A 24,823-nucleotide genomic window follows, 5' to 3' on the forward strand; every position below is an offset into this window, starting at 1 on the left:
TGTGGCTTGGGAGCGAAACATGGGGCAAGGCGACAAGAGCCTGACAGACCTGGGACTGACGGCACGGGGCGGGCGCGAGGCGCGCGTCACCGGTCTGGCGGTGGACAGCCGCGAGGTCCGCAAGGGCTTTTTGTTCGCGGCGCTGCCGGGCACCAAGGTGCATGGCGCCGACTTCATCCCGATGGCGCTTGAAAACGGCGCGGTGGCGATCCTGACCGATGCCGAGGGCGCGCGGCTGGCCGCTGAGGCGATTGCCGACTACGACCCGGCCCTGATCATCGCCGAAGACCCCCGTCAGGCGCTGGCCTATACCGCTGCCCTGTGGTTCGGCCAGCAGCCCGAGGTCATGGTCGCCGTCACCGGCACCAATGGCAAGACATCCGTGGCCACCTTCACCCGGCAGATCTGGCAGGAGATGGGCATTCGCGCGGTCAATATCGGCACCACCGGGGTCGAGGGCGACTGGCAGGCGGCGTCGCGCCACACCACGCCCGAGCCGATCACCCTGCACCGAATGCTGGCCGAGGCCGCCGAGAACGGCGTCGAATGCGCCGCGATGGAGGCGTCGTCGCATGGCCTCGCGCAGCGTCGGCTGGACGGGGTCACGCTGAGTGCGGCGGCGTTCACGAATTTCACGCAGGATCATCTGGATTACCACGCCAGCTTCGAGGATTACTTCGACGCCAAGGCCGGGCTCTTCGCCCGTGTCCTGCCCGAGGATGGCGTCGCGGTGATCAATCTCGACGATGCGCGTGGTGTCGACATGCTGGCCATTGCCAAGGCACGCGGGCAGGAGGTGCTGACCGTTGGCCGCGACGCCGCCGATCTGTGCCTGATGGCGCAGCGTTTCGATGCGACAGGGCAGGAAATCCGCATCAGTTTCGAAGGGATGGTCCGGCAGGAGCGCCTCCAGCTGATCGGCGGCTTTCAGGCGGAAAACGTGCTGCTCGCGGCGGGGCTGGTCATTGCCGTCGGGGGCGAGCCGGAGGATGTCTTTGACATGCTGCCGCTGCTGGGCACCGTGCGCGGGCGCATGCAACTGGCCGCAACGCGCGACAACGGCGCGACGATCTTTGTCGATTACGCGCATACGCCGGATGCCGTCGCGACGGCCATTCAAGCCCTGCGCCCGCATGTGATGGGCCGCCTGATCGCGGTGATCGGCGCGGGCGGCGACCGCGACCGGGGCAAGCGCCCGCTGATGGGCATGGCCGCCGGGAAACACGCCGACATCGTGATCGTCACCGATGACAATCCGCGCTCCGAGGACCCGGCCGACATCCGCCGCGCGGTGCTGGCGGGCGTGGCCGAAACCGCTGGCGACAAACATGTGATCGAGGTCGGCGACCGCGCCGAGGCGATCCTGCGTGGGGCTGACCTGCTGGCACCGGGCGATGCGCTGTTGATCTGTGGCAAGGGCCACGAGACCGGGCAGATCGTGGGCGACACGGTCTATCCCTTTGACGACGTTGAACAAGCCAGCGTGGCCGTGGCCGCGCTGGACGGGAAAGGCCTGTGATGCTCTGGACATCGGACGAGGCGGTTGAAGCCACCGGGGGCCGCGCGCTGGCCCCTTTCGCGGTCTCCGGCGTGTCGATCGACACCCGCACCATCGAAAAGGGCGATTTGTTCGTGGCCCTGAAAGCTGCGCGCGACGGGCATGACTTCGTCGCGCAGGCGTTGAAGGCCGGGGCGGGCGCGGCGCTGGTCAGCCGCATCCCCGAGGGCGTGCCAGACGACGCCCCCTTGCTGCTGGTCGACGATGTCTTGCAGGGGCTGGAGGCCTTGGGCCGCGCCGCTCGCGCCCGGACGCGGGCCAAGGTGGTCGCGGTGACCGGTTCGGTCGGCAAAACGTCGACCAAGGAGATGCTGCGCACCGTTCTGGGCGGGCAGGGCACGGTCCATGCCGCCGAGAAGAGCTACAACAACCATTGGGGCGTGCCGTTGACGCTGGCCCGGATGCCGCGTGACGTGGATTTCGCCGTGATCGAGATCGGCATGAACCATCCGGGCGAGATATCGCCGCTGGCGCGGATGGCGCGCCCGCATGTGGCCATGGTGACCATCGTCGCCCCGGCGCACCTTGCGGCCTTCGACAGCATCGAAGGCATCGCGCGCGAGAAGGCCGCGATCTTCGACGGGTTGGAGCCGGGCGGCGTCGCCGTCTACAATGGCGACCTCGCGGTCAGCCCGATCCTTGCCGCTGCGGCCGAGGCGAAAGCGTCGCAGGCCATCTCGTTCGGCGAGAGCGTAGGCACGCATCACCGCGTCACCGAGGTGACGATCCACGACACCTGCACCGTTGCGCAAGGCCGGGCCTGGCGGTCGCCGATCCTGTACAAGGTCATGGTGCCGGGCCGTCACTTTGCCGTGAACGCCATGGGCGTTCTGGCGGTCGTGCATGCGCTGGGACGGGACCGGGCGCTGGCGATCACGTCGCTGGCGCAATGGAATGCCGGGGCGGGGCGCGGCCTGCGGGAACGGATTCAGCTGGACACCGTCGACACGCGCCAGACGGTCGAATTGATCGACGACGCCTATAATGCCAACCCGGCCAGCGTCGCGGCCGCGCTCGAGGTGCTGGCGGCGGCGATGCCGACGGATGGCGTGGGACGTATCTCCAAGGGGCGACGGATCGCTTATCTCGGTGACATGAAGGAATTGGGCGCCGCCGAGCAGCAATTACACCGCGACATCGCTGCCCTGCCTGCGGTCGAGCAGATCGACGTGGTGCATTGCATCGGCCCGCTGATGCGCGAGATGTGGCTGGCCTTGCCAGAGCACAAGCGCGGTCACTGGACCGAGACATCCGAGAAGATGGCAGGGCGGGTCGTGCATGATCTCGATTCCGGCGATGTTGTGCTGGCCAAGGGCTCGCTCAGCATGGGGGTGGGGCGCGTGGTTGACGCGATCCGCAAAATGCGCCAAGCCCCCGCGGATGTGGACGGGTAGGAGCGGACCATGCTTTTCTGGTTGACCGAACTGAGCGACGGTGGCGATTTTTTCAACCTTTTCAGGTATATCACCTTTCGCGCTGGCGGGGCTTTCCTGACCGCGCTGGTGTTTGGTTTCCTGTTCGGGGTGCCGCTGATCAATGTCTTGCGGCGCACGCAGGGCAAGGGGCAGCCGATCCGCACCGATGGGCCCGAGGGGCATTTCGTCAAGGCGGGCACGCCCACCATGGGCGGGCTACTCATCATCGGGGCGCTTGTGACCTCGACCCTGCTTTGGGCGCGGCTGGACAACCCGTTTGTCTGGATGGTGCTGTTCGTGACCATCGCCTATGCGCTGATCGGCTTTGCCGATGACTATGCCAAGGTGTCCAAGCAGAACACCGATGGTGTCTCGGGCAAGGTGCGGCTGTTGCTGGGGTTCATCATCGCCGGGGTCGCGGGGTTCTGGGCGGCGCATTATCACCCGGCGGAGCTGAGCTATAACCTCGCGCTGCCGATCTTCAAGGACACGCTGATCTACATGTCGTGGCTGTTCATCCCGTTTGCGATGATCGTGATCGTGGGCTCGGCCAATGCGGTGAACCTGACGGATGGCCTCGACGGGCTGGCGATCATGCCGGTGATGATCGCGACCTCGACGCTGGGGATCATCGCCTATGCGGTGGGCCGCGTGGACTTTACCGAATATCTCGACGTGCATTACGTGCCGGGGACGGGGGAAATCCTTGTCTTCGCGGCGGGCGTGGTCGGCGGCGGTTTGGGATTCCTATGGTACAACGCGCCGCCGGCGGCCGTGTTCATGGGCGATACCGGGTCGCTGGCTTTGGGCGGCGCCTTGGGGGCGATTGCCGTGGCGACCAAGCACGAATTGGTGCTGGGCATCGTCGGCGGGCTCTTCGTGGTCGAGGCGCTGTCGGTGATCATTCAGGTGCTGTATTTCAAGCGCACGGGCAAGCGCGTCTTCCTGATGGCGCCGATCCACCACCACTATGAGAAGAAGGGCTGGGCCGAGCCGCAGATCGTGATCCGGTTCTGGATCATCTCGTTGATACTGGCGATGATCGGCCTTGCCACGCTGAAGGTGCGCTGAGCAGGCGGTGATCCAAAGGGGCGCGCTGACGCGCGCGCTTTATGTCTCGGCTTCGGGCTGCGCCCTGCGCCTCGGGTGGGCGCGCGGGGCGGGGGGTGCGCGTCGTGTCGGCGGCATGCTTGTGGCGGATGGCGGGACATGGGTATTTTGACCAAGAAGAAACACCGAAGGGGTGAGGCATGATACCAGTGTCGGGGTTTGACGGGGCGGTTGTTGGCGTTCTTGGGCTGGGCCGGTCGGGCCTGTCGGCGGCGCGGGCCTTGCGGGCCGGGGGCGCGGAGGTTCTGGTTTGGGATGATACGCCGGCGGCGCGGGAGCGGGCTGAGGGTGAAGGGTTCGAAGCGGTCGATCTGGTGCGGGCGATGGAGCGGTTGGCCTGTCTGGTCGTCTCGCCCGGCATTCCGCATCTGTATCCCGCGCCGAACCCTGTGATCGCCGCGGCCCTGGAGGCTGGTGTTCCGGTGGACAACGATATCGGCCTGTTCTTCCGATCGCTTGGTGCGGGCTGGGACATGTATGACCGCGCGCCCAAGGTGGTCTGCGTGACCGGGTCGAACGGCAAGTCGACCACCTCGGCCTTGATCCACCACATCCTGAGTGCCTCGGGGCGCGAAAGCCAGTTGGCGGGCAATATCGGGCGCGGGGTGCTGGATATCGACGCGCCCGGCGATGGCGGGATCGTGGTGCTGGAGTTGTCATCTTACCAGACCGATCTGGCGCGGGCTTTGACGCCGGATGTGGCCGTGTTCACCAACCTCTCGCCGGACCACCTGGACCGGCATGCGGGATTGGGCGGTTATTTCGCGGCCAAGCGGCGTTTGTTCGCCGAGGGTGGGCCGGATCGCGCTGTGATCGGCGTGGACGAGGTCGAGGGGCGTTTCCTCGCCGGGCAGTTGGCCGAGGGGCGCGCCGATGACCGGGTGATCCGGGTGTCGTCGGGGCGCAAGCTGAGCGGGCCGGGCTGGATGGTGTTCGCGCGCAAGGGGTTCCTGACGGAATGGCGCAAGGGCAAGCAGATCGCGTCGATCGACCTGCGCGAGATCAAGGGGTTGCCGGGCGCGCATAATCATCAGAACGCCTGTGCGGCTTTTGCCGCCTGCCGGGCGCTTGGGCTTGGCCCTCGCGATATCGAGGCGGGATTGCGGTCCTATGAGGGGCTGCCGCATCGCTCGCAGCTGATCGCCGAGCGCGAGGGCATCCGCTTTGTCAATGACAGCAAGGCGACCAATGTGGACAGCGCGCTGAAGGCCTTGCAGGCCTTTGACCGGGTGCGCTGGGTCTGTGGCGGCTTGATGAAGGATGGCGGGCTGGAGGGGCTTGCGGCGGGGCTGCCTAACGTCGTCAAGGCCTATGTGATCGGCCGCGAACCCGAAGGGTTTGCGCTGGGGCTGCCGGGGGTCGAGGCCGAGATTTGCGGCGACATGGCGACCGCCGTGGAGCGGGCGGTCGCGGATGTGCAGCCGGGCGAGGTGGTGCTGCTTGCGCCGGCGGCGGCGAGTTTCGACCAGTATGACAATTTCGAAAAGCGCGGCGAGGATTTTACCTTGAAAGTGCGCGCGGCCTTGGGCCTGTGACGCGTTTGCGGCGGTTGGAGGCGCGGGATATCCCGGCCTTTCTCGCCTATCGCGGCGATCCGGACGTGGCGCGCTACCAGTCGTGGGAGCCGATGGATGCGGGCGAGGCCGGGCGCATGATTGCGCATATGGCCGAGGTCGAGCTGTTCAGGCCGGGGCGGTGGACGCAGCTGGGGATCGCCGATGCGGCGGATCAGCTGATCGGGGATATGGGGCTGTTCCTGTCCGAGGACGGGCGCGAGGTCGAGTTGGGCATCACGCTGGCCCGTGGCGCGCAAGGCAAGGGGCATGCCGGTGCGGCGATGCGGCAGGCGTTGGATCTGGTCTGGGCGCAGACCGGGGCGGCGCGGGTTCTGGGGATTTGCGACGTCAGGAATGCGGCGTCCCTGCGGCTGTTGGCGCGGGTCGGTTTTGTCGAAGGCTGGCGCGAGGTGACGGATGGGGTCGAAGAGGTCTTTCACGTCATGGAGCGTTACAGAAAGTAGGATGGGTGATCACCCATCCTACCCCAGTTTTTCCCGGATCGCCTGACCTGCGGCCCAGCCCGACGACCACGCCCATTGGAAATTGTACCCGCCCAGCCAGCCGGTCACGTCCACCGCCTCGCCGATCGCGTACAGGCCGGGAACCTGCGTGCTTTCCATCGATTTCGAGGACAGGCCCGTGGTTGCGATACCGCCCAGCGTGACCTCTGCGGTGCGATAGCCTTCGGTGCCGCCCGGTTTCAGACCCCAGCGATGCAAGCTGTCCGACAGCGCGTCGATGCGCTTGTCGGAAAGATCGGCGAGGTTGCCGGTCAGGTCGACCTCGGCGGCAAGGAAGTCGACCAGCCGCGCGGGCAGATGAAAGCCCAGCTCCGTGGTCAGCGATCGTTTTCCATGCTGGCCGCGCTGCGCTTTCAGCAGGCCGGCCAGATCGGTCCCGGGCAGCAGGTCGACGACCACTGTCTCGCCCTCGCGCCAGTAGCTGGACAATTGCAGCACCGCCGGGCCCGACAGGCCGCGATGGGTGAACAAAAGCGCCTCGTCGAAACTGGCGCGGTCGTTGGACAGGCGCGCAGGAGTTGCCACACCCGAGATCGGCGCAAAGCGTTTTTCGAAGGTGAAAGGCACCAGCGCCGGACGTGTTTCGGTCAGGTCATGGCCGAATTGCCGTGCGATGTCATAGGCGAGGCCCGTCGCCCCCATCTTGGGGATGGACTTGCCGCCGGTGGCCAGCACGAGGTTGCGGGCCTGCACCGTCACCGTCCGGCCCTCGCGGTCGAGCCGGGCGGTGAACAGCCCGTCCGCATGGGTCAATTCGCGCAGCGAGGTCTGCAGCCACAGCTCCGCCCCCGCTTGCACCAGTTCCTCACGCAGCATGTCCACGATCTGCGTGGCCTTGTCGTCGCAAAACAGCTGGCCCAGCGTCTTTTCATGCCACGCGATGCCATGGCGCGAGACCAGTTCGATGAAGTCCCACTGGGTATACCGGCTCAGCGCGCTTTTATGAAAATGCGGGTTTTCGCCGAGGTAATTCTTGGGCTCGGCATACATGTTGGTGAAGTTGCAGCGTCCGCCCCCGGAGATGCGGATCTTTTCGCCCGGCATGCGGGCGTGATCGATCACGATCGTGCCGGGACCGGTCTGCGCGGCGGCCATCATGCCGGCAGCACCGGCGCCAAGGATCAGGCAATGTGTCAACATGCCCGCCCGATAGGCGGAATGACCGCGCTTTGCCAGCCTTTTCCCGACTTCGCGGCGTTAACCCAAAACCATTTGGAGCTTTGCCGATCTTGCACCTATGCTCGCGCAACTGGACGAGGCGCGGGCATGGAGCTGAACAAGGCAGTTGCATTGGGGCATCTGAGCGAGGTCATGATGACGACCTCCGACCCGGTGCGGCTGTGTCACACCGTCATCGATCACCTTTACAACCATTTGGGCTATCGTCGCTGCGCCTTCTTGCTGCGGCGCGATGGCGCGAGCCCGTTGCAGGTCTATCACCGGTGTCCGGGCACCATGACACCGGACCAACAGCTGCTCGAGGCGCGTCGGGTGAACCGCCTCTTGCAGAGCGCCAAGGGTGGTGTGCTGGACCACGTGACGGCGTCGCGCCGTGGTATCGTCGTCAATGACGTGGACGCGTATCCCGGCTATGTGCGGTCGGATTCATCCATGCGGTCGGAGGCCTGTTTCCCGCTGATGGCCGACGGGGACTGCATCGGTGTCCTCGATGTCGAAAGCGAGATGCCTTACAAGTTCGAATGGGACGACCACATCATGCTGACAGCGATTGCCGGTCAGATGGGGCAGGTGCTGGCGCGGCGCTGGTGCGAGGTCGAAACCGGGCTGCGCGAGGCGGCCATCGGGGCCAGCGCCCGCCTGCTGCCGCGACTGGCGTAAGGGCCGTCAAAACTCTGGCCTGCGGCTTGGCTTTGCGGTAGACTAGGGGCAATGACCCGGCCAAATCGGGCGTTCCGAGGCAGTTTCGAAAGCGGTATTTCCCATGACAGAGATGGTCTATGGCACGGTCTCCGTGCGCGACGGCGAGCCGGTTCTCCCGAAGTGGTGGCGGACCGTGGACAAGTGGTCCTTGTCCTGCATCCTGATGTTGTTCGGCACCGGCATCCTGCTGGGGCTTGCGGCCTCGGTGCCGCTGGCCGAACGCAACGGGCTGGCGCCCTTTCACTACGTGCAACGGCAGGCCTTCTTTGGCGGGCTGGCGATGGTGGCGCTGTTCCTGACCTCGATGATGACGCCGTTGATGGTGCGACGGCTGGCGGTGGTGGGCTTTCTTGCGGCCTTTGTCGCGCTGGCCTTCCTGCCGGTGCTGGGCACGGATTTCGGCAAGGGCGCGACGCGGTGGTATTCGCTGGGCTTCGCCTCGGTGCAGCCTTCGGAATTCCTGAAGCCGATGTTCTGCATCGCCGCTGCGTGGCTGATGGCGGCGGGGCAGGAGCTGGGCGGACCTCCGGGGCGGACCTATTCCTTCATCATGATGGTGGTGATCGTGATGATGCTGGCGCTTCAGCCCGACTTTGGCCAAGCCAGCCTGATCCTGTTCGGCTGGGGCGTGATGTGGTTCATCGGCGGCGCGCCGATGCTGCTGCTCATCGGGCTGGCGGGGCTGGTGGTGATGGGCGGCATGGTGGCCTACAACTCGTCGCAGCACTTTGCCCGCCGCATCGACGGCTTTCTGTCGCCCGAGGTCGATCCGACCACGCAGCTGGGTTATGCCACGAACGCCATCCAAGAAGGCGGGTTCTTTGGCGTCGGTGTGGGCGAGGGCACGGTGAAATGGTCGCTTCCGGATGCGCATACGGATTTCATCATCGCGGTCGCCGCCGAGGAATACGGGCTGGTGCTGGTTCTGGCGATCATCGCGCTTTACACCACCATCGTGGTGCGCAGCTTCATCCGGCTGATGCGCGAACGCGATCCCTTCATCCGGCTGGCGGGGACGGGGCTGGCGGCGATGTTCGGCGTGCAGGCGATGATCAACATGGGCGTCGCGGTGCGGTTGCTGCCCGCTAAGGGCATGACGCTGCCTTTCGTCAGCTATGGCGGCTCCTCGCTGATTGCGGGGGGGATTGCCGTGGGCATGCTGCTGGCCTTCACCCGGGTGCGTCCGCAGGGCGAGATTGGCGACATCCTGCGCGCCCGCACACGGTGACAGGCACGCGCGAGATGCCCCCGAGCGACACTGATGGCGCGATCGGTCACGTTAAGGGTGGTAAGTCACGTCCGTGTGAGCAAGGCTTTGCCCGTGGGCGCGCACCCTGATTGCCCCTGTCGAAGGTTTTAGGTAAGGGCGGTTGAACGGTAGACGGAGAGGAACGATGACACGCAGGCCATTGCTGGTGATGGCGGCAGGCGGCACCGGGGGGCACATGTTCCCCGCGCAGGCGCTGGCCGAGCTGATGCTGGCGCGCGGCTGGCGCGTGAAGCTGTCCACCGATCCGCGCGGCGCACGCTATGCCGGGGGCTTTCCCGAGGGGGTCGAGATCGAGCAGGTCTCAAGCTCGACCTTCGCGCGGGGCGGCATCGTGGCCAAGCTGCTGGCACCGTTCTCGATCCTCAAGGGCGTGGTGTCGATGGCGTGGCGCCTGCGGCGGGACCGTCCGGACGTGGTTGTGGGCTTTGGCGGCTATCCCAGCATTCCGGCGCTGGGGGCGGCGTGGCTGCTGGGCCTGCCACGGATGATCCACGAACAGAACGGCGTGCTGGGCAAGGTCAACACGGTCTTTGCCACGCGCGTGAACAAGATCGCCTGCGGGACATGGCCCACGGCCCTGCCCGACGGGGTCGAGGGCGTGCATGTGGGCAACCCGGTGCGTCAAGCTGTGCGAGACCGCGCGGGCGCGGGCTATATCGCGCCGGGGCCGTACCCGATGTCGATGCTGGTGATTGGCGGCTCGCAGGGCGCGCGCGCCCTGTCGGATATCGTGCCGCCTGCGATTGCGAACCTGCCCTTGGACACGGTGCGCAACCTACGCGTCAGCCATCAGGCCCGCGAAGAGGACCTTGAGCGCGTCGATACCTATTATGCCGAAAACGGCGTGGCCGCCGATGTGCAGCCGTTCTTCCATGACGTGCCAGAGCGCATGGCCGAGGCGCAGCTGGTGATCTCGCGCTCGGGCGCGTCGTCGGTGGCGGATATCAGCGTGATCGGCAGGCCGTCGATCCTGATCCCGTACCCCTACGCGGCGGGCGACCACCAGACGGCGAATGCGCGCGGGCTGGTCGAGGCGGGCGCGGCGATCCGGCTGCCGGAAAGCCAGTTGACGATCGAAAGCCTGACGGACGCGATCTGGGCCATTCTGGACAATGAACAAGGGGCCATCCGCATGGCCCATGCGGCGCTGTCGGTGTCAAAACCCGAAGCGGCCGAGGAACTGGGTGCGCTGGTCGAAGAACTGGCGGGATACAACAAAAGCGAGGCGGGACATGAAGGATCTGGAACTTGAGCGGGGCGCACGCATGATCGGGGCGACGAAACTTCCGGGCGATGTGGGGCCGATCCACTTTGTCGGCATTGGCGGCATCGGCATGTCGGGCATCGCCGAGGTGCTCTTGAACCACGGCTACGTGGTGCAGGGGTCGGACCTGAAGGCATCCAAGATCACCGACCGTCTGGCCGATCTGGGTGCGCATATCTTCGAAGGGCAGCGGGCCGAGAACCTTGAGGCCGCCGAGGTCGTGGTGATCTCATCCGCGATCAAGCCGGGCAATCCGGAATTGGACGAGGCGCGCCGTCGCGGCCTGCCCGTCGTCCGCCGCGCCGAGATGCTGGCCGAGCTGATGCGCCTGAAATCTAACATCGCGATTGCGGGCACCCACGGCAAGACGACCACCACGACGATGGTGGCGACGCTGCTGGACAAGGGCAATTTCGACCCGACCGTGGTCAATGGCGGGATCATCCACGCCTATGGCTCGAACGCGCGGATGGGCGAGGGTGAATGGATGGTAGTCGAGGCGGACGAATCCGACGGCACCTTCAACCGGCTGCCCGCGACCATCGCCATCGTCACCAATATCGACCCCGAGCATATGGAGCACTGGGGCACGATCGAGAACTTGCGCAAGGGCTTCTACGACTTCGTGTCGAACATCCCGTTTTACGGTCTGGCGGTGTGCTGCACCGATCACCCCGAGGTGCAGGCGCTGGTGGGCAAGGTCACGGATCGCCGCGTCGTGACCTATGGCTTCAACGCGCAGGCCGATGTGCGCGCCGTGAACCTGCGGTATGAGAAGGGCGTGGCGCATTTCGACGTGGCTTTCCAGCAGTCGGACGAGATGATCGCGGGCTGTACGCTGCCGATGCCGGGCGATCACAACGTGTCGAACGCGCTGAGCGCCATCGCGGTGGCGCGGCATTTGGGCATGTCGGGCGATGAAATCCGCGCGGCCTTGGCCGGGTTCGGGGGCGTGAACCGCCGCTTTACCAAGGTGGGCGAGGTGAACGGTGTCACGATCATCGACGATTACGGCCACCACCCGGTCGAGATCGCGGCGGTGTTGAAGGCCGCCCGTCAGGCCTGTGACGGTCGGGTGATCGCCGTGCACCAGCCGCACCGCTACACCCGCCTGCACCACCATTTCGAGGATTTCTGCACCTGCTTCAACGAGGCCGATGTGGTGGCGATTGCCGAGGTCTATGCCGCAGGTGAGACTCCCATCGAGGGCGCCTCGCGCGACGATCTGGTCGCCGGTCTGGTGCGCCACGGCCACCGTCACGCCCGCGCGGTGGACAGCGAGGACGATCTGGAACGTCTGGTCCGCGAACAGGCCCAGCCGGGGGATATGGTCGTGTGTCTGGGGGCGGGGACGATTTCCGCCTGGGCCAACGGGCTGCCCGCGCGGCTGTCGAAGTAAGCGTTTGGAGATGAGGTGAAAAGGGCCCCCGCGTGGGGCCTTTTTGTTTGCGTCGAATGGGTATTTGGAAAGAGAAGAAACAGGGTGTTGCGCTTTGGCGTCAGGCGATTGTTCCAATGGGGGAGGCGCCGTGGCGATGCGATCATCCTGACCGGATGGCTGTCGTGACCGGCGGGGGCGCGTTCCGCGTCACGGCGATCTTGCCCAGACGGCGCGGCGGAGGGTCAAGGTGATCCGCGCGGAGGCCGTGCCCGAGGATGCGCAGGGGCCGACTGGTCCGTTGGTCGCGGACTGGGTAGGGCGCGGGGCGATTGACCATGTTGCGGGTGACACCGCTATCGCCCATGAGCGGTGGTGTTGGGCCCTTGGAAAGTTGGGGCATGCCCCCAACCTGCGAGGGCAGGGTGCCGATGATCCAGATCATGGGAGAGCGGACACGCTGCGGTAATCTGTGGGCGGAGGTGCCTCGATGGATCAACTGAAGCGACGGATCGGGCTTTGGGTGCTGGTGGCCTATGGCGTTGGCGTCATGGTGGGCGCGGGGATTTACGTGCTGACGGGGGCCGTGGCGGGCTTGGCCGGGCCTTGGGCGCCTCTGGCTTTCCTACTCGCGGGGCTCGTGGCGGCACCGACGGCGTTGTCCTATGCGGAATTCGCGGCACGGGTGCCGGAGGCGGCGGGCGAGGCCGCCTTTGTCGCCAAGGGCTTTGGGTGGCCGGGACTGGGCACGGTGGTCGGCCTGCTGATCGTGGTCACGGGCACGGTCTCGGCGGCGGCGGTGCTGCGCGGCGGCACGGGCTATCTGTTGGGGCTGGTGGACTGGCCCTTTGCGCTGGTGGCCATCGCCTTGGGCGTGGCGCTGACGGCGGTGGCGGTGCTGGGCGTGCTGGAAAGCCTTGCGCTGGCGGGGCTGTTCACCTTGATCGAGGTCTGCGGGCTGGCGCTGGTGATCTGGGCGGGCGGCTCGGCGGAGCCCATCCCGGTCACTTCCGCTGCGGTGCCGGTGGTGGGCATCGGGGCGGCGGCTGTGCTGGCCTTCTTTGCCTTCATCGGGTTCGAGGACATCGTCAACATGGCCGAAGAGGTGCGCGACCCCGAGCGCACGCTGCCGCGCGCAATCCTGATCTCGCTGGGGATCACCAGCGCGCTTTATGCGCTGGTGGTCTGGGCGGCGGTGCGGGCGGTGCCGCTGGAGGCCTTGGGCGCCTCAGAGCAGCCGCTGGCGCTGGTCTGGCAGGCGGCCATGGGCGGCGAGGCGCGGTTCCTGTCGGGGATCGCCGTCTTTGCCGCATTGAACGGTGTGCTGGCGCAGATCGTCATGGCCAGCCGCGTCCTGTTCGGGCTCGGGCGCTCGGGCGGAGCGCTTGACCTGTTCCACCGGGCGCATCCCCGGTTCGGCACGCCGGTGTTGGCGACCGTTTCGGTGGGCGCGGCGGTGATCGCGGCGGCGCTGGCGCTGCCTGTGTCGGTTCTGGCCGAAGGGGCGTCCAGTGTCTTGCTGGCGGTGTTCGTCGCGGTCAACGCGGCCCTGATCGCGGTCAAGCGGCAGGGGGGCGCGCGCCCAAGGTTCCGGGTCCCGATGGCCGTGCCGGTGGTTGGCCTGATACTGAGCCTCGGCGCACTTCTGGTCAGCCTGGCCGGGTGAGGCTTGCCTTTCGGCGGATTTTCGCGCATCATGGGGTTGCCTGCGGGGGCACTGAGAAAGACGGGTTCCATGAGCACCTCGCTGATTCTGGCATGCGTGTGGGCGCTGGTGGCCAATGTGCTGGCCATGCTGCCCTCGAAGGACAACCACTGGGCGCGGGCCTATGGGCTGATCGCGGTGGGCATCCCGCTGGTCGGATTTGTCACCTATGAGAACGGACCGTGGATCGGGCTGGTCGTGCTGATCGCCGGCATGAGCGTGTTGCGCTGGCCGCTGCGCTACCTGCTGCGCTGGGCGCGGCGCGGCTTTCGCCGCGACAGGTCGGGGATTCCGGACTGACGGAACGGTTCACGCCGCGGCAAGGTTGTCTTCAGGATCAGGAGACACTGCCATGCTCGCGCTTATCCCTTTTGCCGCCTTTACCTTGACTCTGGTCACCGCCTTCGTGCTGGCGCGTGCCGATCGGCAGGATGCGCTGGCGGTGGTGGCCTCGGCGTTGACACTCGCGGCGGGGCTGGCCTTCTGGAAGGAGGGCACGACCGCCGGGGTGGATGTGCTGGTCTACACCGCCTTTCTATGGGGCGTGGCACTGGTGCTTGGCGCGCTGCTGGGCCGGTGGCAGGCCGCATGATCGGCGGCGGGGTCTCTGTCGGTGGCCTGTTGGCTCTTGTGAAAAAGGGGCGCGCGGACTAGCACGGGGGCATGACAGAGCTTCCCTCGACCCGTGGGCGACTGACGCCCGATCGTCCCCTGAACGACCTGACCTGGCTGCGCGTCGGCGGCCCGGCGGACTGGTTCTATCAGCCAGCCGACCGCGCTGACCTTGCGGAATTCCTGCGTGATCTCGACCCGTCCGTGGCGGTCTTTCCCATGGGGGTCGGGTCGAACCTGATCGTGCGCGATGGCGGCTTGCGGGCGGTGGTGATCCGGCTCGGGCGGGGCTTCAACCAGATCGAGGTCGAAGGCACGCGGGTGCGCGCCGGGACTGCGGCGCTGGATGCGCATGTGGCCAAGCGCGCGGCCGAGTCTGGCATCGACCTCACATTCCTGCGCACCATTCCCGGCAGCATCGGCGGCGCGGTGCGGATGAATGCCGGGTGCTATGGCTCCTACGTGGCGGATGTCTTTGTCGAGGCGACGGTGGTGACGCGGGCGGGCGAGATCACGACTCTGACCGCCGATGACCTGCGCTTTGCCTATCGTCAAAGCACGCTGCCCGAGGGCTGGGTGCTGGTCGAGGCGGTCTTCGAGGGGCCGCAGGACGACCCCGTGGCGCTGGCCGAGCGGATGGACGCGCAGTTGAAGAAGCGCGACGAGACCCAGCCGACCAAGGACCGCACCGCAGGCAGCACCTTTCGCAACCCGGCGGGTTTTTCCAGCACCGGGCAGGCGGACGATACCCACGAATTGAAGGCGTGGAAGGTGATCGACGAGGCGGGCATGCGCGGGGCGACGATGGGCGGTGCGCAGATGAGCCCGAAACATTCCAACTTCCTCGTCAATACCGGCGCGGCCTCGGCGCATGACCTTGAGTCGCTGGGTGAGGAAGTGCGAAAAAGGGTTTTCCAACACAGTGGAATAGAGTTAGAGTGGGAAATCATGCGGGTGGGTGATCCGGCGTAAGTTCGGGAAAATCCGTGGGATATCAGGCCGGGTAGCAGCGGCCGACACCAAATAGGGGCGACAGGCAAGGCCCCTTGACCGGGATAAACCCGGCAAAAAAGGCGGAATTAGGGATGTCGAGCAGGACACTCCCAAAGGTGGTGGTACTCAAAGGCGGACCCTCGGCAGAGCGCGAGGTGTCGCTGGTTTCCGGTCGGGAATGTGCCGCCGCACTGAGGGGCGAAGGTTACGAAGTCGTTGAACTGGACGCGGGTCCGGACCTTGCCGCGCAGCTTGCGGGGCAGGGGGACTGCGTCGTGTTCAACGCGTTGCATGGCCGCTGGGGCGAAGATGGCTGCGTGCAGGGCCTGCTGGAATGGCTGCGCATCCCGTACACCCATTCCGGCGTGCTGGCCTCGGCGCTGGCCATGGACAAGGAAAAGACCAAGGACGTTTACCGGGCTGAGGGGCTTCCGGTTGCGGAAAGTATTCTCGAAAACAAGAGTGCCGTGATGGCGGGCCATGTCATGGCACCCCCCTATGTGGTCAAACCCTATAACGAGGGGTCCTCGGTCGGGGTCTACCTCGTGCACGAGGCGGCGAACGCGCCGCCGCTGCTGGCCGACGACATGCCCGAGGTGGTCATGGTCGAGGCTTTCATCCCCGGGCGCGAACTGACCTGCACGGTCAAGGGCGACGCGGCGATGGGCGTGACGGAAATCCTGACCGATGGCTGGTACGATTACGACGCGAAATACAAGCCCGGCGGGTCGCGCCATGTCTGCCCGGCAGATGTGCCGCAGGACATCTACGATGCCTGTCTGGACTATGCCCTGCGCGCTCATCGCGCGCTTGGCTGCCGCGGCGTGACCCGGACGGATTTTCGCTGGGACGACACCAAGGGGCTCGATGGGCTGATCCTGCTGGAAACCAACACCCAGCCGGGCATGACCCCGACCTCGCTCAGCCCGGAACATGCCGGGCTGGTGGGCCTCAGCTTTGGCCAGTTCTGCGCCTGGATGGTGGAGGACGCGTCGTGCGACAGGTAGGCCAGCCCGAAATGGCGCGGATCGACCCGAAGGGGACGCGCCTGAGCTACCGGATGGAGCGGCTGATGCTGACGCCGCTTTTCCGCTTTTCACTGCGGGTGGTGCTGCCGTTTGCGCTGTGCTTTGGCCTTGGCTCGGCGTGGCTGTCGAACGAGGCGAACCAGAAGCTGGTCTTCGGGACAATCGCCGACCTGCGCGAGCGCATCGAAAGCCGCCCCGAGTTTCAGGTGCGGGTGATCGCCATCGATGGCGGCTCGCCCGAGCTGGCCGAAACCGTGCGCACGGCGCTGGACGTGGACCTGCCCAGCAGTTCCTTCGACCTCGATCTCGACGCGTTGCAGGACAAGGCGCTGACGATCGACGCGGTCAAGAAGGCCGATCTGCGCATCCGGCAGGGCGGCATCCTTCAGGTCGATATCGTCGAGCGCATGCCCGCCGTATTGTGGCGCGATGCCGAGGGGCTGCGGCTGCTCGACAGCAAGGGCGTACTGGTGGGACCGGCTGCGCGCCGGGCCGATCACGCGGCGCTGCCGGTGATCGCCGGAGAGGGCGCCGAGGACGCGGTGCCCGAGGCGCTGCGCCTGTTCGCGGTGACCGGCCCGATCAAGTCCCGGCTGCGCGGGTTCGAGCGCATGGGCGCGCGGCGCTGGGATGTGGTGCTGGATCGCGACCAGCGGATCATGTTGCCCGAGACCGGCGCCGTGCAGGCGCTGGAGCGGGTGATCGCCATGGACGAGGCCGTCGACATGCTGTCGCGCGATCTCGTGACCGTGGATTTGCGGCTGCCGCGGCGGCCGACCATACGAATGACAAGAAACGCCACCGAAGAGATGTGGCGGATAAAGGCAATCGAGGCAGGCGGAGCTGTGCAGCAATGATCGAGCTATACGAATCCCAGCGGGCCATGCGCAACATGCGCAAGGCGGCGATGCAGCGTGGCGTGGTGGCAATTCTGGACGTGGGGTCGTCCAAGATTGCCTGTCTGGTGCTGCGCTTCGACGGATCGGACCCTTCGGACGAGGGGATCGGCTCGCTGGCGGGGCAGTCCGGGTTCCGGGTGATCGGGGCGGCGACGACGCGCTCGCGCGGCGTGCGCTTCGGCGAAATCCAGTCGATGTCCGAGACCGAGCGCGCCATCCGCACCGCCGTGCAGGCGGCGCAGAAGATGGCGGGCATCCGTGTCGATCACGTGATCGCGTGTTTTTCCGGGGCCGAGCCGCGCAGCTATGGGCTGGCGGGCAATGTCGATGTGCAGGGCGTGACGGTGGACGAACAGGACGTGGCGCGCGTGCTGTCGGCATGCGACGTGCCGGATTTCGGCCATGGCCGCGAGGTGCTGCACGCGCAGCCGGTGAACTTTGCGCTGGACCACCGCTCGGGCCTGATCGACCCGCGCGGGCAGATCGGCAACGAGCTGTCCTGCGACATGCACATGCTGACGGTGGATGCGCAGGCGATCCAGAACCTCGCCCATTGCGTGAAACGCTGTGATCTGGAACTGGCGGGGATTGCGTCTTCGTCTTATGTCAGCGGCATCGCGGCGCTGGTCGAGGACGAACAGGAACTGGGCGCGGCCTGCATCGACATGGGCGGCGGCGCCACGGGCGTGTCGATCTTCATCAAGAAGCACATGATCTATGCGGATTCCGTGCGCATGGGCGGCGATCACGTGACTTCGGACATCTCCATGGGGCTGCATGTGCCGATGGCGGTGGCCGAGCGGATCAAGACTTTCTACGGCGGCGTCGTGGCCACCGGCATGGATGACCGCGAGGTGATCGAGACCGGCGGCGAGACCGGCGATTGGGAGCATGACCGCCGCACCGCGACGCGGGCCGAGTTGATCGGCATCATGCGCCCGCGCGTCGAGGAGATCCTCGAAGAGGTGCGCGCGCGGCTGGACGCGGCGGGCTTCGACCACCTGCCCAGCCAAAAGATCGTCTTGACCGGCGCGGCATCGCAAATTCCGGGCCTGGATGGTCTGGCGACCAAGATCCTCGGCCAGCAGGTGCGCCTTGGCCGCCCGCTGCGCGTTCATGGCCTGCCGCAGGCGGCGACCGGGCCGGGCTTTGCCGCGGCGGTGGGGCTGTGCCTGTTCGCGGCGCATCCACAAGACGAATGGTGGGATTTCGAGCTTCCGGTCGATCGCTACCCGGCGCGGTCGCTCAAGCGCGCGGTGCAGTGGTTCCGCGACAATTGGTGAGCTTGGGGTAGGATGGGGTGAGGGCCGGTCCGCGCTGCGCGCGGCGATCCGTCCGGGGGACGGATCGAAGGCCGAACGGGCGTAGCCCCGGGAAACACCATCCTACTCGAAAGAACCCACGTGACGGCGGTGGATAACCCTGTTAAGATTCTGTGGAGAAAGGGCGGATAACACGCCCGAAGAGGGGCGGGCAGGCCTCCAAGACAACCAGAACATGCGACGCGCCCCATGGGCGGGCGTCGCTGCCTTGCGTTGTGCCACATTAACGGTGAGCCACAGCATATTGGCAACTCGGCGAAAACTCGCATATTGCCGTCAAAAACCTGCCATATTTGGTGCTAAACTGCCGATTTTCGCGTGACGCGGGGCACAACAGGCGGTAAGGTCAAGGGAAACGGGCCAAAAATAGGCCTGAACAGGTGATCAAGCACAGGCGGACAGAACCATGACATTGAACCTTTCCATGCCCGGACAGGACGAGCTCAAGCCGCGCATCACGGTCTTCGGCGTGGGTGGCGCTGGTGGCAACGCGGTCAACAACATGATCGAGAAGCAGTTGGAGGGCGTCGACTTCGTCGTAGCCAATACCGACGCTCAGGCGTTGCAACAGTCGCGCGCCGCAAGCCGGGTCCAGTTGGGCGTCAAGGTGACCGAGGGGCTGGGCGCAGGTGCCCGCGCCTCGGTGGGGGCTGCCGCCGCCGAGGAAAGCATCGAACAGATCGTCGATCATCTGGCTGGCGCGCATATGTGTTTCATCACCGCCGGGATGGGCGGCGGCACCGGCACCGGTGCGGCCCCGATCATCGCGCAGGCCGCGCGTGAGTTGGGTGTTCTGACCGTCGGCGTCGTGACCAAGCCCTTCCAGTTCGAAGGCGCCAAGCGCATGCGTCAGGCCGAGGATGGCGTCGACAGCCTGCAAAAGGTGGTCGACACCCTCATCATCATTCCTAACCAGAACCTGTTCCGCCTCGCCAACGAGAAGACGACCTTCACCGAGGCGTTCTCGATGGCCGATGACGTGCTGTATCAGGGTGTGAAGGGCGTGACCGACCTGATGGTCCGTCCGGGCCTCATCAACCTCGACTTTGCCGATGTGCGCGCCGTGATGGACGAGATGGGCAAGGCGATGATGGGCACTGGCGAGGCCGAGGGCGAAGATCGCGCGATCCAGGCGGCCGAGAAGGCCATAGCGAACCCGCTGCTGGACGAGATCAGCCTCAAAGGCGCCAAGGGCGTGCTGATCAACATCACCGGCGGCTCCGACCTGACCCTGTTCGAACTCGACGAGGCGGCCAACCGCATTCGCGAAGAAGTGGATCAGGATGCCAACATCATCGTCGGCAGCACGCTCGACGAGGGGATGGGCGGCCTGATGCGCGTGTCCGTTGTGGCCACCGGCATCGACGCCAACGAGAATACGGCCGAGACCCCGGTCCCGCGCCGCTCGCTCAAGCAGCCGCTGCCACATCAGAGCATGGCGCCCGCGCCGCAGCCCGAACCGGCCCCCGCGCCGCAGCCCGTCGCGGCCCAGAAGGTCGAGCAGTACGAAGAGGAAGAGCCCTCGCTGTTCGAACGGATGGAGACCGAGCGCGCCGCAGCCCGCGAGCAGATGGAAGACATCTTCGAAGAGCCGCAGCCCGCGCCGCAACCGGCCCCGCGCCGCGCCGCGCCGGTGCAGCAGGCCGATGACGACCTGCCGCCGCCCGCCTACCAGCCGCAAGTCGCCGCGTTCAACCCGCAGCCCGACACGATCGAAGCCGACCCGAACGACTTCGTCGCGCCGCGCGCGCCGGCCCCCGGCACACCCAGCCCCGACGCGCTGGCACGCCTCAAGGCCGCCGCCGCCAAGTCGCGCGACGATGCGCCCCGCGGTCGCAACGTGCCCCAGCCGCAGCCCGAGGCTGACAAGCCGCGCTTCAGCGTGAACTCGTTGATCGGTCGCATGACCGGCCACGGTCAGGCCGTGCCCGAAGCGCAGCAACCGGCGCGCCGTCAGCCGCCGGTGCAGGGCCAGCGTCCCGCACAGGCCCCGCAGCCCGAGGCCGAGCCCGAAGATGACCGGATCGAAATCCCGGCCTTCCTGCGCCGTCAGGCCAACTGATAGCGCCAACGCATTCTGCACGACGCCCTCCGGTTTCGGGGGGCGTTTTGCGTTTCAGGTGGACCCACGGTGTTACAGGATGTGACGAAAACCCGTGAACAGGCGGCGATATCCGCTGCGTCAAGCGTGTGGACAAGTCCGAAAATCCACGCCAAGCTGCCCGATTAAATCCAGCATTTTCAATATTTTGAGCCATGGTTTGCAAGGTGCGGCGGCGTTCCGCCGATGCCTGCTGCACGATGTTTCACGCGGTTACAATCTTTGATTTGAGGCGCGCCCCCTCTGTCACTTATGTCAGGTCCAAAGCCGTGTCCGTGGGGGGATACGAGTAGAAGATAGGGAAGACCCGTGCAGACGACGATCAGATCCGCCATCACCTTTACCGGCACCGGATTGCATTCCGGTGAACCGGCGCGCATGACGATCCGCCCGGCGTCCTCGGATTACGGCATCTGGTTCAAGCGCACGGATATCGCGCTCGGCGACACGCTGATCCCGGCCCGCTGGGACGTGGTCGAGGTCTCGCCGCTATGCACCAAGATCGTCAACCGCGCCGGTGTCTCGGTGTCGACCATCGAGCACGTGATGGCCGCGCTGGCGGGTTGCGGCGTGCACAACGCCCTGATCGAGATCGACGGCCCCGAAGTGCCGATCATGGACGGGTCGAGCGCCGCGTTCGTGCGCGGCATTCTGGCGCGTGGCGTACGCGCGCTGGCCGTGCCGGTCCGCGCCATCGAGATCCTCACCCCGATCGAGGTCCACACCGCCGCCGGTTGGGCGCGCCTGTCGCCGGGGCAGGGGACCACGATGAAATTCCACATCGACTTCGCCGATCAGGCCATCGGCCAGCAAACGCGCGAGATGAACCTCGCCAATGGCAGCTTTGTGCGCGAACTGTGCGACAGCCGCACCTTCTGCCGCCGGGCCGAGGTCGAATACATGCAGGCCAACGGGCTGGCGCTTGGCGGCGTGCCCGGCGAAAACGCCGTGGTCTTTGACGGCGACCATGTCGAGGGCACCGAACTGCGCCACGCCGACGAACCGGTGCGCCACAAGATGCTGGACGCGTTGGGCGACCTATCGCTGGCGGGCGCGCCGATCATCGGCCATTACGAAGGCCACAAGGCCGGCCACGCGATCACCAATGCGCTGCTGCGTGAAATCTTCGCCACGCCAGAGGCTTACCGCGTCGTGCTGTGCGATGCAGGGATGGCCGCGCGGCTGCCGGGCGCCGGTGTCGAGCGCCACGAAATCCCCGCCGTGGCGTAACCGCGCCAGTTCATGGCGGCGCACGCGATAAAGTGCGGTTAAGACATTTTGCACCGCGATTTATTGTGCTAGACCCATGCCAATGGCGGTGCTGAGGACCGCATCGAACGGAGCAGAGGGACGTCACGCATGGCAGGGGGCAGGTCGCGAAATCTTGTGCTCGGGGTGGTTGTGTCTACCCTTGTCCTGAGCGGGTGCAGCCAGCTGCAACGCAATGATGTCGGCCCGGGCGGCGTGCCGCTGGAAAACTATACGGCCGAACAGATCTTTGAACGCGGCGAATACGAGTTGGACCGCAAATCCAGCAAGCAGGCGGCATTCTATTTCGGCGAGGTCGAGCGGCTTTATCCCTATTCCGACTGGGCCAAGCGGGCTCTGATCATGCAGGCTTACGCCTTGCACCAGAACAAGCAATACGACGAGGCACGCGCGGCAGCGCAGCGATTCATCGATTTCTACCCGGCCGATGACGACGCCGCCTATGCGCAGTACCTGCTGGCGCTGTCCTACTACGACCAGATCGAACTGGTGGGCCGCGACCAAGGCCTGACCTTCCAGGCCTTGCAGGCGCTGCGCGCGGTGATCGAACGCTATCCGGACAGCGAATATGCCCGCTCGTCGATTCTGAAATTCGATCTGGCCTTTGACCATCTGGCTGGCAAGGAGATGGAAATCGGGCGCTACTACCTGAAGCGGGACCATTTCGGCGCGGCGATCAGCCGATTCCGCGTGGTGGTCGAGGATTTCCAGACCACGACTCACACGCCCGAGGCCCTGCATCGCCTGATCGAGGCCTACCTGTCCCTTGGCCTGACGCAAGAGGCGCAGACCGCGGGCGCGATCCTTGGGTACAACTACCAGTCGACGAAGTGGTACGAGGACAGCTATGCGTTGCTGACCGGGCAAGGGCTGGAGCCGCGCGTCTTCGACGACAATTGGCTGGGCGCCGTCTATCGTCAAATGGTCAAGGGCGAGTGGCTCTGAGTAGGATGGGTCTTACCCCATCCTGCATGAGGTGACGGATGCTGCGCGCGCTTGAAATCCGAGACATGTTGATCATCGATCGGCTGGATCTTGCCTTCCAGCCGGGGTTGAACGTGCTGACCGGGGAAACCGGTGCGGGCAAGTCTATCCTTCTGGATTCGCTGGGTTTCGTTCTGGGTTGGCGCGGTCGGGCCGAACTGGTGCGCAAGGGCGCGCAGCAGGGCGAGGTGACGGCGGTCTTCGATCTGCCGCCCGGCCATCCGGGTTTTGCCGTGTTGGAGGATGCCGGGCTGCCCGTGCAGGACGAACTGATCCTGCGCCGGGTCAACACGTCGGATGGGCGCAAGACCGGCTGGATCAACGACCGCCGGGTCTCGGGCGAGGTGCTGCGGCGCCTGTCGGAGACGCTGGTCGAGTTGCACGGCCAACATGACGATCGCGGCTTGCTGGACCCCAAAGGGCACCGGGCGATCCTCGACGAATTCGGCGGTTATGCCGAGACGGCCGAGGCGGTGCGCGGCGCGTGGCGCGCGCTTGGCACGGCGCGCAAGGCGCATGGCGCGGCGCAGGCGGCGCTGGCCGAGGTGCAGGCGGAAGAAGACTTCCTGCGTCATGCGGTGGCCGAGCTGGAAAAGCTGGCTCCGGTCGCGGGCGAGGAGGCGGAACTGGATGCGCGGCGCCGGATGATGCAATCCGCCGAGCGGATTCGCGACGACATCGCGCAGGCGTCCAATGCGCTTGGGTATGATGGTGCCGAGGGGGCAATGGCGCAGGCCATGCGCTGGCTCGAAGGGGCAGCGGAACGGGCCGACGGTCGGCTTGACGCGCCGCTCGAGGCGCTGACCCGCGCCATGGCGGAACTGGACGAGGCGGCGCGCGGCGTGGCCGATTGCCTTGACGCGCTGGAGTTCAACCCGGCGGAACTGGAAGATACCGAGGAGCGGCTGTTTGCCCTGCGCGGTCTGGCGCGCAAGCATCAGGTCCTGCCCGACGAATTGGCGGGATTGGCGGAGACGCTGGCCACACGGCTTGCCGCGCTGGATGCGGGCGAGGCGCGGATCGAAGAGTTGGCCAAGGCGGTGCGTGCGGCCGAGGCGAGCTTCGATGCCGCGGCAGAGACCTTGACCGCGGCGCGCGCTGCGGCGGCCTTGCGTCTGGATGCGGCTGTGGCGGCGGAGTTGGCGCCGTTGAAGATGGAGCGGGCGGTATTCCGCACCGAAGTGACCCGCGCCCCTGAGGGCCCGGAAGGGCGCGACGCGGTGCATTTCACCGTGGCGACCAACCCCGGCGCGCCCTCGGGGCCGCTGAACAAGATCGCCTCGGGGGGGGAACTTTCGCGGTTCCTTTTGGCCCTGAAGGTGTGCCTGACCGAGCAGCGCGACAGCAGCGTGACGATGATCTTCGACGAGATCGATCGCGGTGTCGGTGGTGCGACGGCCGATGCGGTGGGGCGGCGACTGGCCTCGCTGGCGCAGGGCGGGCAGGTGCTGGTGGTGACCCATTCGCCACAAGTGGCGGCGCTGGGGGCGCATCACTGGCGCGTGGCGAAGCGGGTCGTCGAGGACGTGACCTTGTCCGAGGTGGTGCCGCTTGGCGCGGACCAGCGCGAGGACGAGATCGCGCGGATGCTGTCCGGCGACGTTGTGACGGCAGAGGCGCGCGCAGCGGCGCGGGCGTTGTTGGCCGGGTGACGGCGGGACGGCGCTGTTTGCCCGTACCGGGCAAAGGCGCCCCGCCCACCGTCCCATCAGGCGTATGGAACGGGTCCAGGCGTAGGCGGGCTGGGGAGGCGGGGCTGACTTATTTAGTGTTGACCGCAACCAGCGTCAGCGCGTGCAGATGAGCATTTCTTGGGACACCCAATGGTCGTAACCATATGCTTGTCCGCTGGCGTAACTCTGTGTACGCTTTTGGCCTATTTTGTTGAAAAACTCGCCCTTGATCGAAGGCCGCTCGGCTGATTCAATTCCCGCAATGGGTGGGAGGGTCGGCG

The 24,823-nt window shown here is 66.2% G+C and carries 21 protein-coding genes; 20 read left to right on the plus strand and 1 reads right to left on the minus strand.

Annotation, left to right across the window (positions count from 1 at the left end):
- Positions 1-19 precede the first annotated feature (19 nt).
- The 5 genes from D8Z78_RS06180 to D8Z78_RS06200 all read left to right on the plus strand — a co-directional run bounded on the left by D8Z78_RS06180 (position 20) and on the right by D8Z78_RS06200 (position 6,103).
- Entirely contained in the window at positions 20-1,519 is a 1,500-nt protein-coding gene (locus D8Z78_RS06180; RefSeq protein WP_128910712.1) for a UDP-N-acetylmuramoyl-L-alanyl-D-glutamate--2,6-diaminopimelate ligase, read from the plus strand.
- Positions 1,516-2,952 carry a UDP-N-acetylmuramoyl-tripeptide--D-alanyl-D-alanine ligase gene (locus tag D8Z78_RS06185; protein ID WP_128910713.1) on the plus strand — a complete coding sequence of 479 codons (1,437 nt, stop codon included), beginning with the start codon at positions 1,516-1,518 and terminating at the stop codon, positions 2,950-2,952. Before D8Z78_RS06180 ends, D8Z78_RS06185 begins: the two co-directional genes overlap by 4 nt.
- 9 nt (positions 2,953-2,961) lie before the next feature.
- The gene (gene mraY, locus D8Z78_RS06190) at positions 2,962-4,044 is read left to right on the plus strand and encodes a phospho-N-acetylmuramoyl-pentapeptide-transferase (RefSeq protein ID WP_128910714.1); all 1,083 of its coding nucleotides are present in this window, start codon (positions 2,962-2,964) and stop codon (positions 4,042-4,044) included.
- Positions 4,045-4,223: 179 nt separating this feature from the next.
- Positions 4,224-5,618, plus strand: a complete 1,395-nt coding sequence (gene murD, locus D8Z78_RS06195; protein WP_128910715.1) for a UDP-N-acetylmuramoyl-L-alanine--D-glutamate ligase — start codon at positions 4,224-4,226, stop codon at positions 5,616-5,618.
- A complete protein-coding gene (locus tag D8Z78_RS06200; protein ID WP_128910716.1) occupies positions 5,615-6,103 on the plus strand; it encodes a GNAT family N-acetyltransferase in 489 nt (162 codons plus the stop codon). The genes murD and D8Z78_RS06200 overlap by 4 nt, the downstream gene beginning before the upstream one ends.
- 18 nt (positions 6,104-6,121) lie before the next feature.
- On the opposite strand, the gene D8Z78_RS06205 is transcribed toward D8Z78_RS06200, so the two are convergent.
- Positions 6,122-7,303, minus strand: a complete 1,182-nt coding sequence (locus D8Z78_RS06205; RefSeq protein ID WP_128910717.1) for a BaiN/RdsA family NAD(P)/FAD-dependent oxidoreductase — start codon at positions 7,301-7,303, stop codon at positions 6,122-6,124.
- Positions 7,304-7,429: 126 nt separating this feature from the next.
- Here D8Z78_RS06205 and D8Z78_RS06210 point away from each other — a divergent pair, with 126 nt between their 5' ends.
- The 15 genes from D8Z78_RS06210 to recN all read left to right on the plus strand — a co-directional run bounded on the left by D8Z78_RS06210 (position 7,430) and on the right by recN (position 24,521).
- On the plus strand, positions 7,430-8,002 hold the full coding sequence (locus tag D8Z78_RS06210; protein WP_164932900.1) for a GAF domain-containing protein: 573 nt from the start codon (positions 7,430-7,432) through the stop codon (positions 8,000-8,002).
- A gap of 103 nt (positions 8,003-8,105) precedes the next feature.
- A complete protein-coding gene (locus D8Z78_RS06215) occupies positions 8,106-9,272 on the plus strand; it encodes a peptidoglycan glycosyltransferase FtsW (protein ID WP_128910719.1) in 1,167 nt (388 codons plus the stop codon).
- Positions 9,273-9,438: 166 nt separating this feature from the next.
- Positions 9,439-10,566, plus strand: a complete 1,128-nt coding sequence (murG, locus tag D8Z78_RS06220; protein WP_128910720.1) for an undecaprenyldiphospho-muramoylpentapeptide beta-N-acetylglucosaminyltransferase — start codon at positions 9,439-9,441, stop codon at positions 10,564-10,566.
- 13 nt (positions 10,567-10,579) lie between these two features.
- A complete protein-coding gene (gene murC, locus D8Z78_RS06225; RefSeq protein WP_128910739.1) occupies positions 10,580-11,977 on the plus strand; it encodes a UDP-N-acetylmuramate--L-alanine ligase in 1,398 nt (465 codons plus the stop codon).
- 469 nt (positions 11,978-12,446) lie between these two features.
- Positions 12,447-13,622 (plus strand): APC family permease, encoded by a 1,176-nt coding sequence (locus D8Z78_RS06230; RefSeq protein WP_128910721.1) that lies wholly within the window; start codon positions 12,447-12,449, stop codon positions 13,620-13,622.
- Positions 13,623-13,691: 69 nt separating this feature from the next.
- Positions 13,692-13,961 carry a DUF2484 family protein gene (locus D8Z78_RS06235; RefSeq protein WP_128910722.1) on the plus strand — a complete coding sequence of 90 codons (270 nt, stop codon included), beginning with the start codon at positions 13,692-13,694 and terminating at the stop codon, positions 13,959-13,961.
- A 52-nt stretch (positions 13,962-14,013) separates the two neighbouring features.
- Complete coding sequence (locus D8Z78_RS06240) at positions 14,014-14,253, plus strand: hypothetical protein (RefSeq protein ID WP_128910723.1); 240 nt, start codon at positions 14,014-14,016, stop codon at positions 14,251-14,253.
- Between the two features lie 71 nt (positions 14,254-14,324).
- Positions 14,325-15,245, plus strand: coding sequence for a UDP-N-acetylmuramate dehydrogenase (gene murB, locus D8Z78_RS06245; protein ID WP_128910724.1), 921 nt, complete (start codon positions 14,325-14,327; stop codon positions 15,243-15,245).
- Positions 15,246-15,358: 113 nt separating this feature from the next.
- Positions 15,359-16,273, plus strand: a complete 915-nt coding sequence (locus D8Z78_RS06250) for a D-alanine--D-alanine ligase (RefSeq protein ID WP_128910725.1) — start codon at positions 15,359-15,361, stop codon at positions 16,271-16,273.
- Entirely contained in the window at positions 16,261-17,151 is an 891-nt protein-coding gene (locus D8Z78_RS06255) for a cell division protein FtsQ/DivIB (protein WP_240672011.1), read from the plus strand. Before D8Z78_RS06250 ends, D8Z78_RS06255 begins: the two co-directional genes overlap by 13 nt.
- Entirely contained in the window at positions 17,148-18,476 is a 1,329-nt protein-coding gene (gene ftsA, locus D8Z78_RS06260; protein ID WP_128910726.1) for a cell division protein FtsA, read from the plus strand. Before D8Z78_RS06255 ends, ftsA begins: the two co-directional genes overlap by 4 nt.
- Before the next feature lie 445 nt (positions 18,477-18,921).
- Positions 18,922-20,577: a cell division protein FtsZ gene (gene ftsZ / locus D8Z78_RS06265; RefSeq protein WP_128910727.1), complete on the plus strand. Its 1,656-nt coding sequence runs from the start codon at positions 18,922-18,924 to the stop codon at positions 20,575-20,577.
- Positions 20,578-20,925: 348 nt separating this feature from the next.
- On the plus strand, positions 20,926-21,846 hold the full coding sequence (gene lpxC / locus D8Z78_RS06270) for a UDP-3-O-acyl-N-acetylglucosamine deacetylase (RefSeq protein ID WP_128910728.1): 921 nt from the start codon (positions 20,926-20,928) through the stop codon (positions 21,844-21,846).
- A gap of 129 nt (positions 21,847-21,975) precedes the next feature.
- Complete coding sequence (locus tag D8Z78_RS06275) at positions 21,976-22,830, plus strand: outer membrane protein assembly factor BamD (RefSeq protein ID WP_128910729.1); 855 nt, start codon at positions 21,976-21,978, stop codon at positions 22,828-22,830.
- A gap of 38 nt (positions 22,831-22,868) precedes the next feature.
- Positions 22,869-24,521 carry a DNA repair protein RecN gene (gene recN / locus D8Z78_RS06280; RefSeq protein WP_128910730.1) on the plus strand — a complete coding sequence of 551 codons (1,653 nt, stop codon included), beginning with the start codon at positions 22,869-22,871 and terminating at the stop codon, positions 24,519-24,521.
- The last annotated feature ends 302 nt before the right edge of the window (positions 24,522-24,823 follow it).

Source organism: Tropicibacter alexandrii, from assembly GCF_003667315.2.
Taxonomy (GTDB): domain Bacteria; phylum Pseudomonadota; class Alphaproteobacteria; order Rhodobacterales; family Rhodobacteraceae; genus Tropicibacter; species Tropicibacter alexandrii.

What these genes read in the sequence shown, in the direction of transcription:
- D8Z78_RS06205 (WP_128910717.1), bottom strand. Translation starts at nt 7,303, where the DNA reads ATGTTGACACATTGCCTGATCCTTGGCGCCGGTGCTGCCGGCATGATG.
- murC (WP_128910739.1), top strand. Translation starts at nt 10,580, where the DNA reads ATGATCGGGGCGACGAAACTTCCGGGCGATGTGGGGCCGATCCACTTT.
- D8Z78_RS06240 (WP_128910723.1), top strand. Translation starts at nt 14,014, where the DNA reads ATGCTCGCGCTTATCCCTTTTGCCGCCTTTACCTTGACTCTGGTCACC.
- murD (WP_128910715.1), top strand. Translation starts at nt 4,224, where the DNA reads ATGATACCAGTGTCGGGGTTTGACGGGGCGGTTGTTGGCGTTCTTGGG.
- ftsA (WP_128910726.1), top strand. Translation starts at nt 17,148, where the DNA reads ATGATCGAGCTATACGAATCCCAGCGGGCCATGCGCAACATGCGCAAG.
- murB (WP_128910724.1), top strand. Translation starts at nt 14,325, where the DNA reads ATGACAGAGCTTCCCTCGACCCGTGGGCGACTGACGCCCGATCGTCCC.
- ftsZ (WP_128910727.1), top strand. Translation starts at nt 18,922, where the DNA reads ATGACATTGAACCTTTCCATGCCCGGACAGGACGAGCTCAAGCCGCGC.
- mraY (WP_128910714.1), top strand. Translation starts at nt 2,962, where the DNA reads ATGCTTTTCTGGTTGACCGAACTGAGCGACGGTGGCGATTTTTTCAAC.
- murG (WP_128910720.1), top strand. Translation starts at nt 9,439, where the DNA reads ATGACACGCAGGCCATTGCTGGTGATGGCGGCAGGCGGCACCGGGGGG.
- D8Z78_RS06230 (WP_128910721.1), top strand. Translation starts at nt 12,447, where the DNA reads ATGGATCAACTGAAGCGACGGATCGGGCTTTGGGTGCTGGTGGCCTAT.
- D8Z78_RS06275 (WP_128910729.1), top strand. Translation starts at nt 21,976, where the DNA reads ATGGCAGGGGGCAGGTCGCGAAATCTTGTGCTCGGGGTGGTTGTGTCT.
- D8Z78_RS06210 (WP_164932900.1), top strand. Translation starts at nt 7,430, where the DNA reads ATGGAGCTGAACAAGGCAGTTGCATTGGGGCATCTGAGCGAGGTCATG.
- D8Z78_RS06235 (WP_128910722.1), top strand. Translation starts at nt 13,692, where the DNA reads ATGAGCACCTCGCTGATTCTGGCATGCGTGTGGGCGCTGGTGGCCAAT.
- recN (WP_128910730.1), top strand. Translation starts at nt 22,869, where the DNA reads ATGCTGCGCGCGCTTGAAATCCGAGACATGTTGATCATCGATCGGCTG.
- D8Z78_RS06180 (WP_128910712.1), top strand. Translation starts at nt 20, where the DNA reads ATGGGGCAAGGCGACAAGAGCCTGACAGACCTGGGACTGACGGCACGG.
- D8Z78_RS06250 (WP_128910725.1), top strand. Translation starts at nt 15,359, where the DNA reads ATGTCGAGCAGGACACTCCCAAAGGTGGTGGTACTCAAAGGCGGACCC.
- D8Z78_RS06215 (WP_128910719.1), top strand. Translation starts at nt 8,106, where the DNA reads ATGACAGAGATGGTCTATGGCACGGTCTCCGTGCGCGACGGCGAGCCG.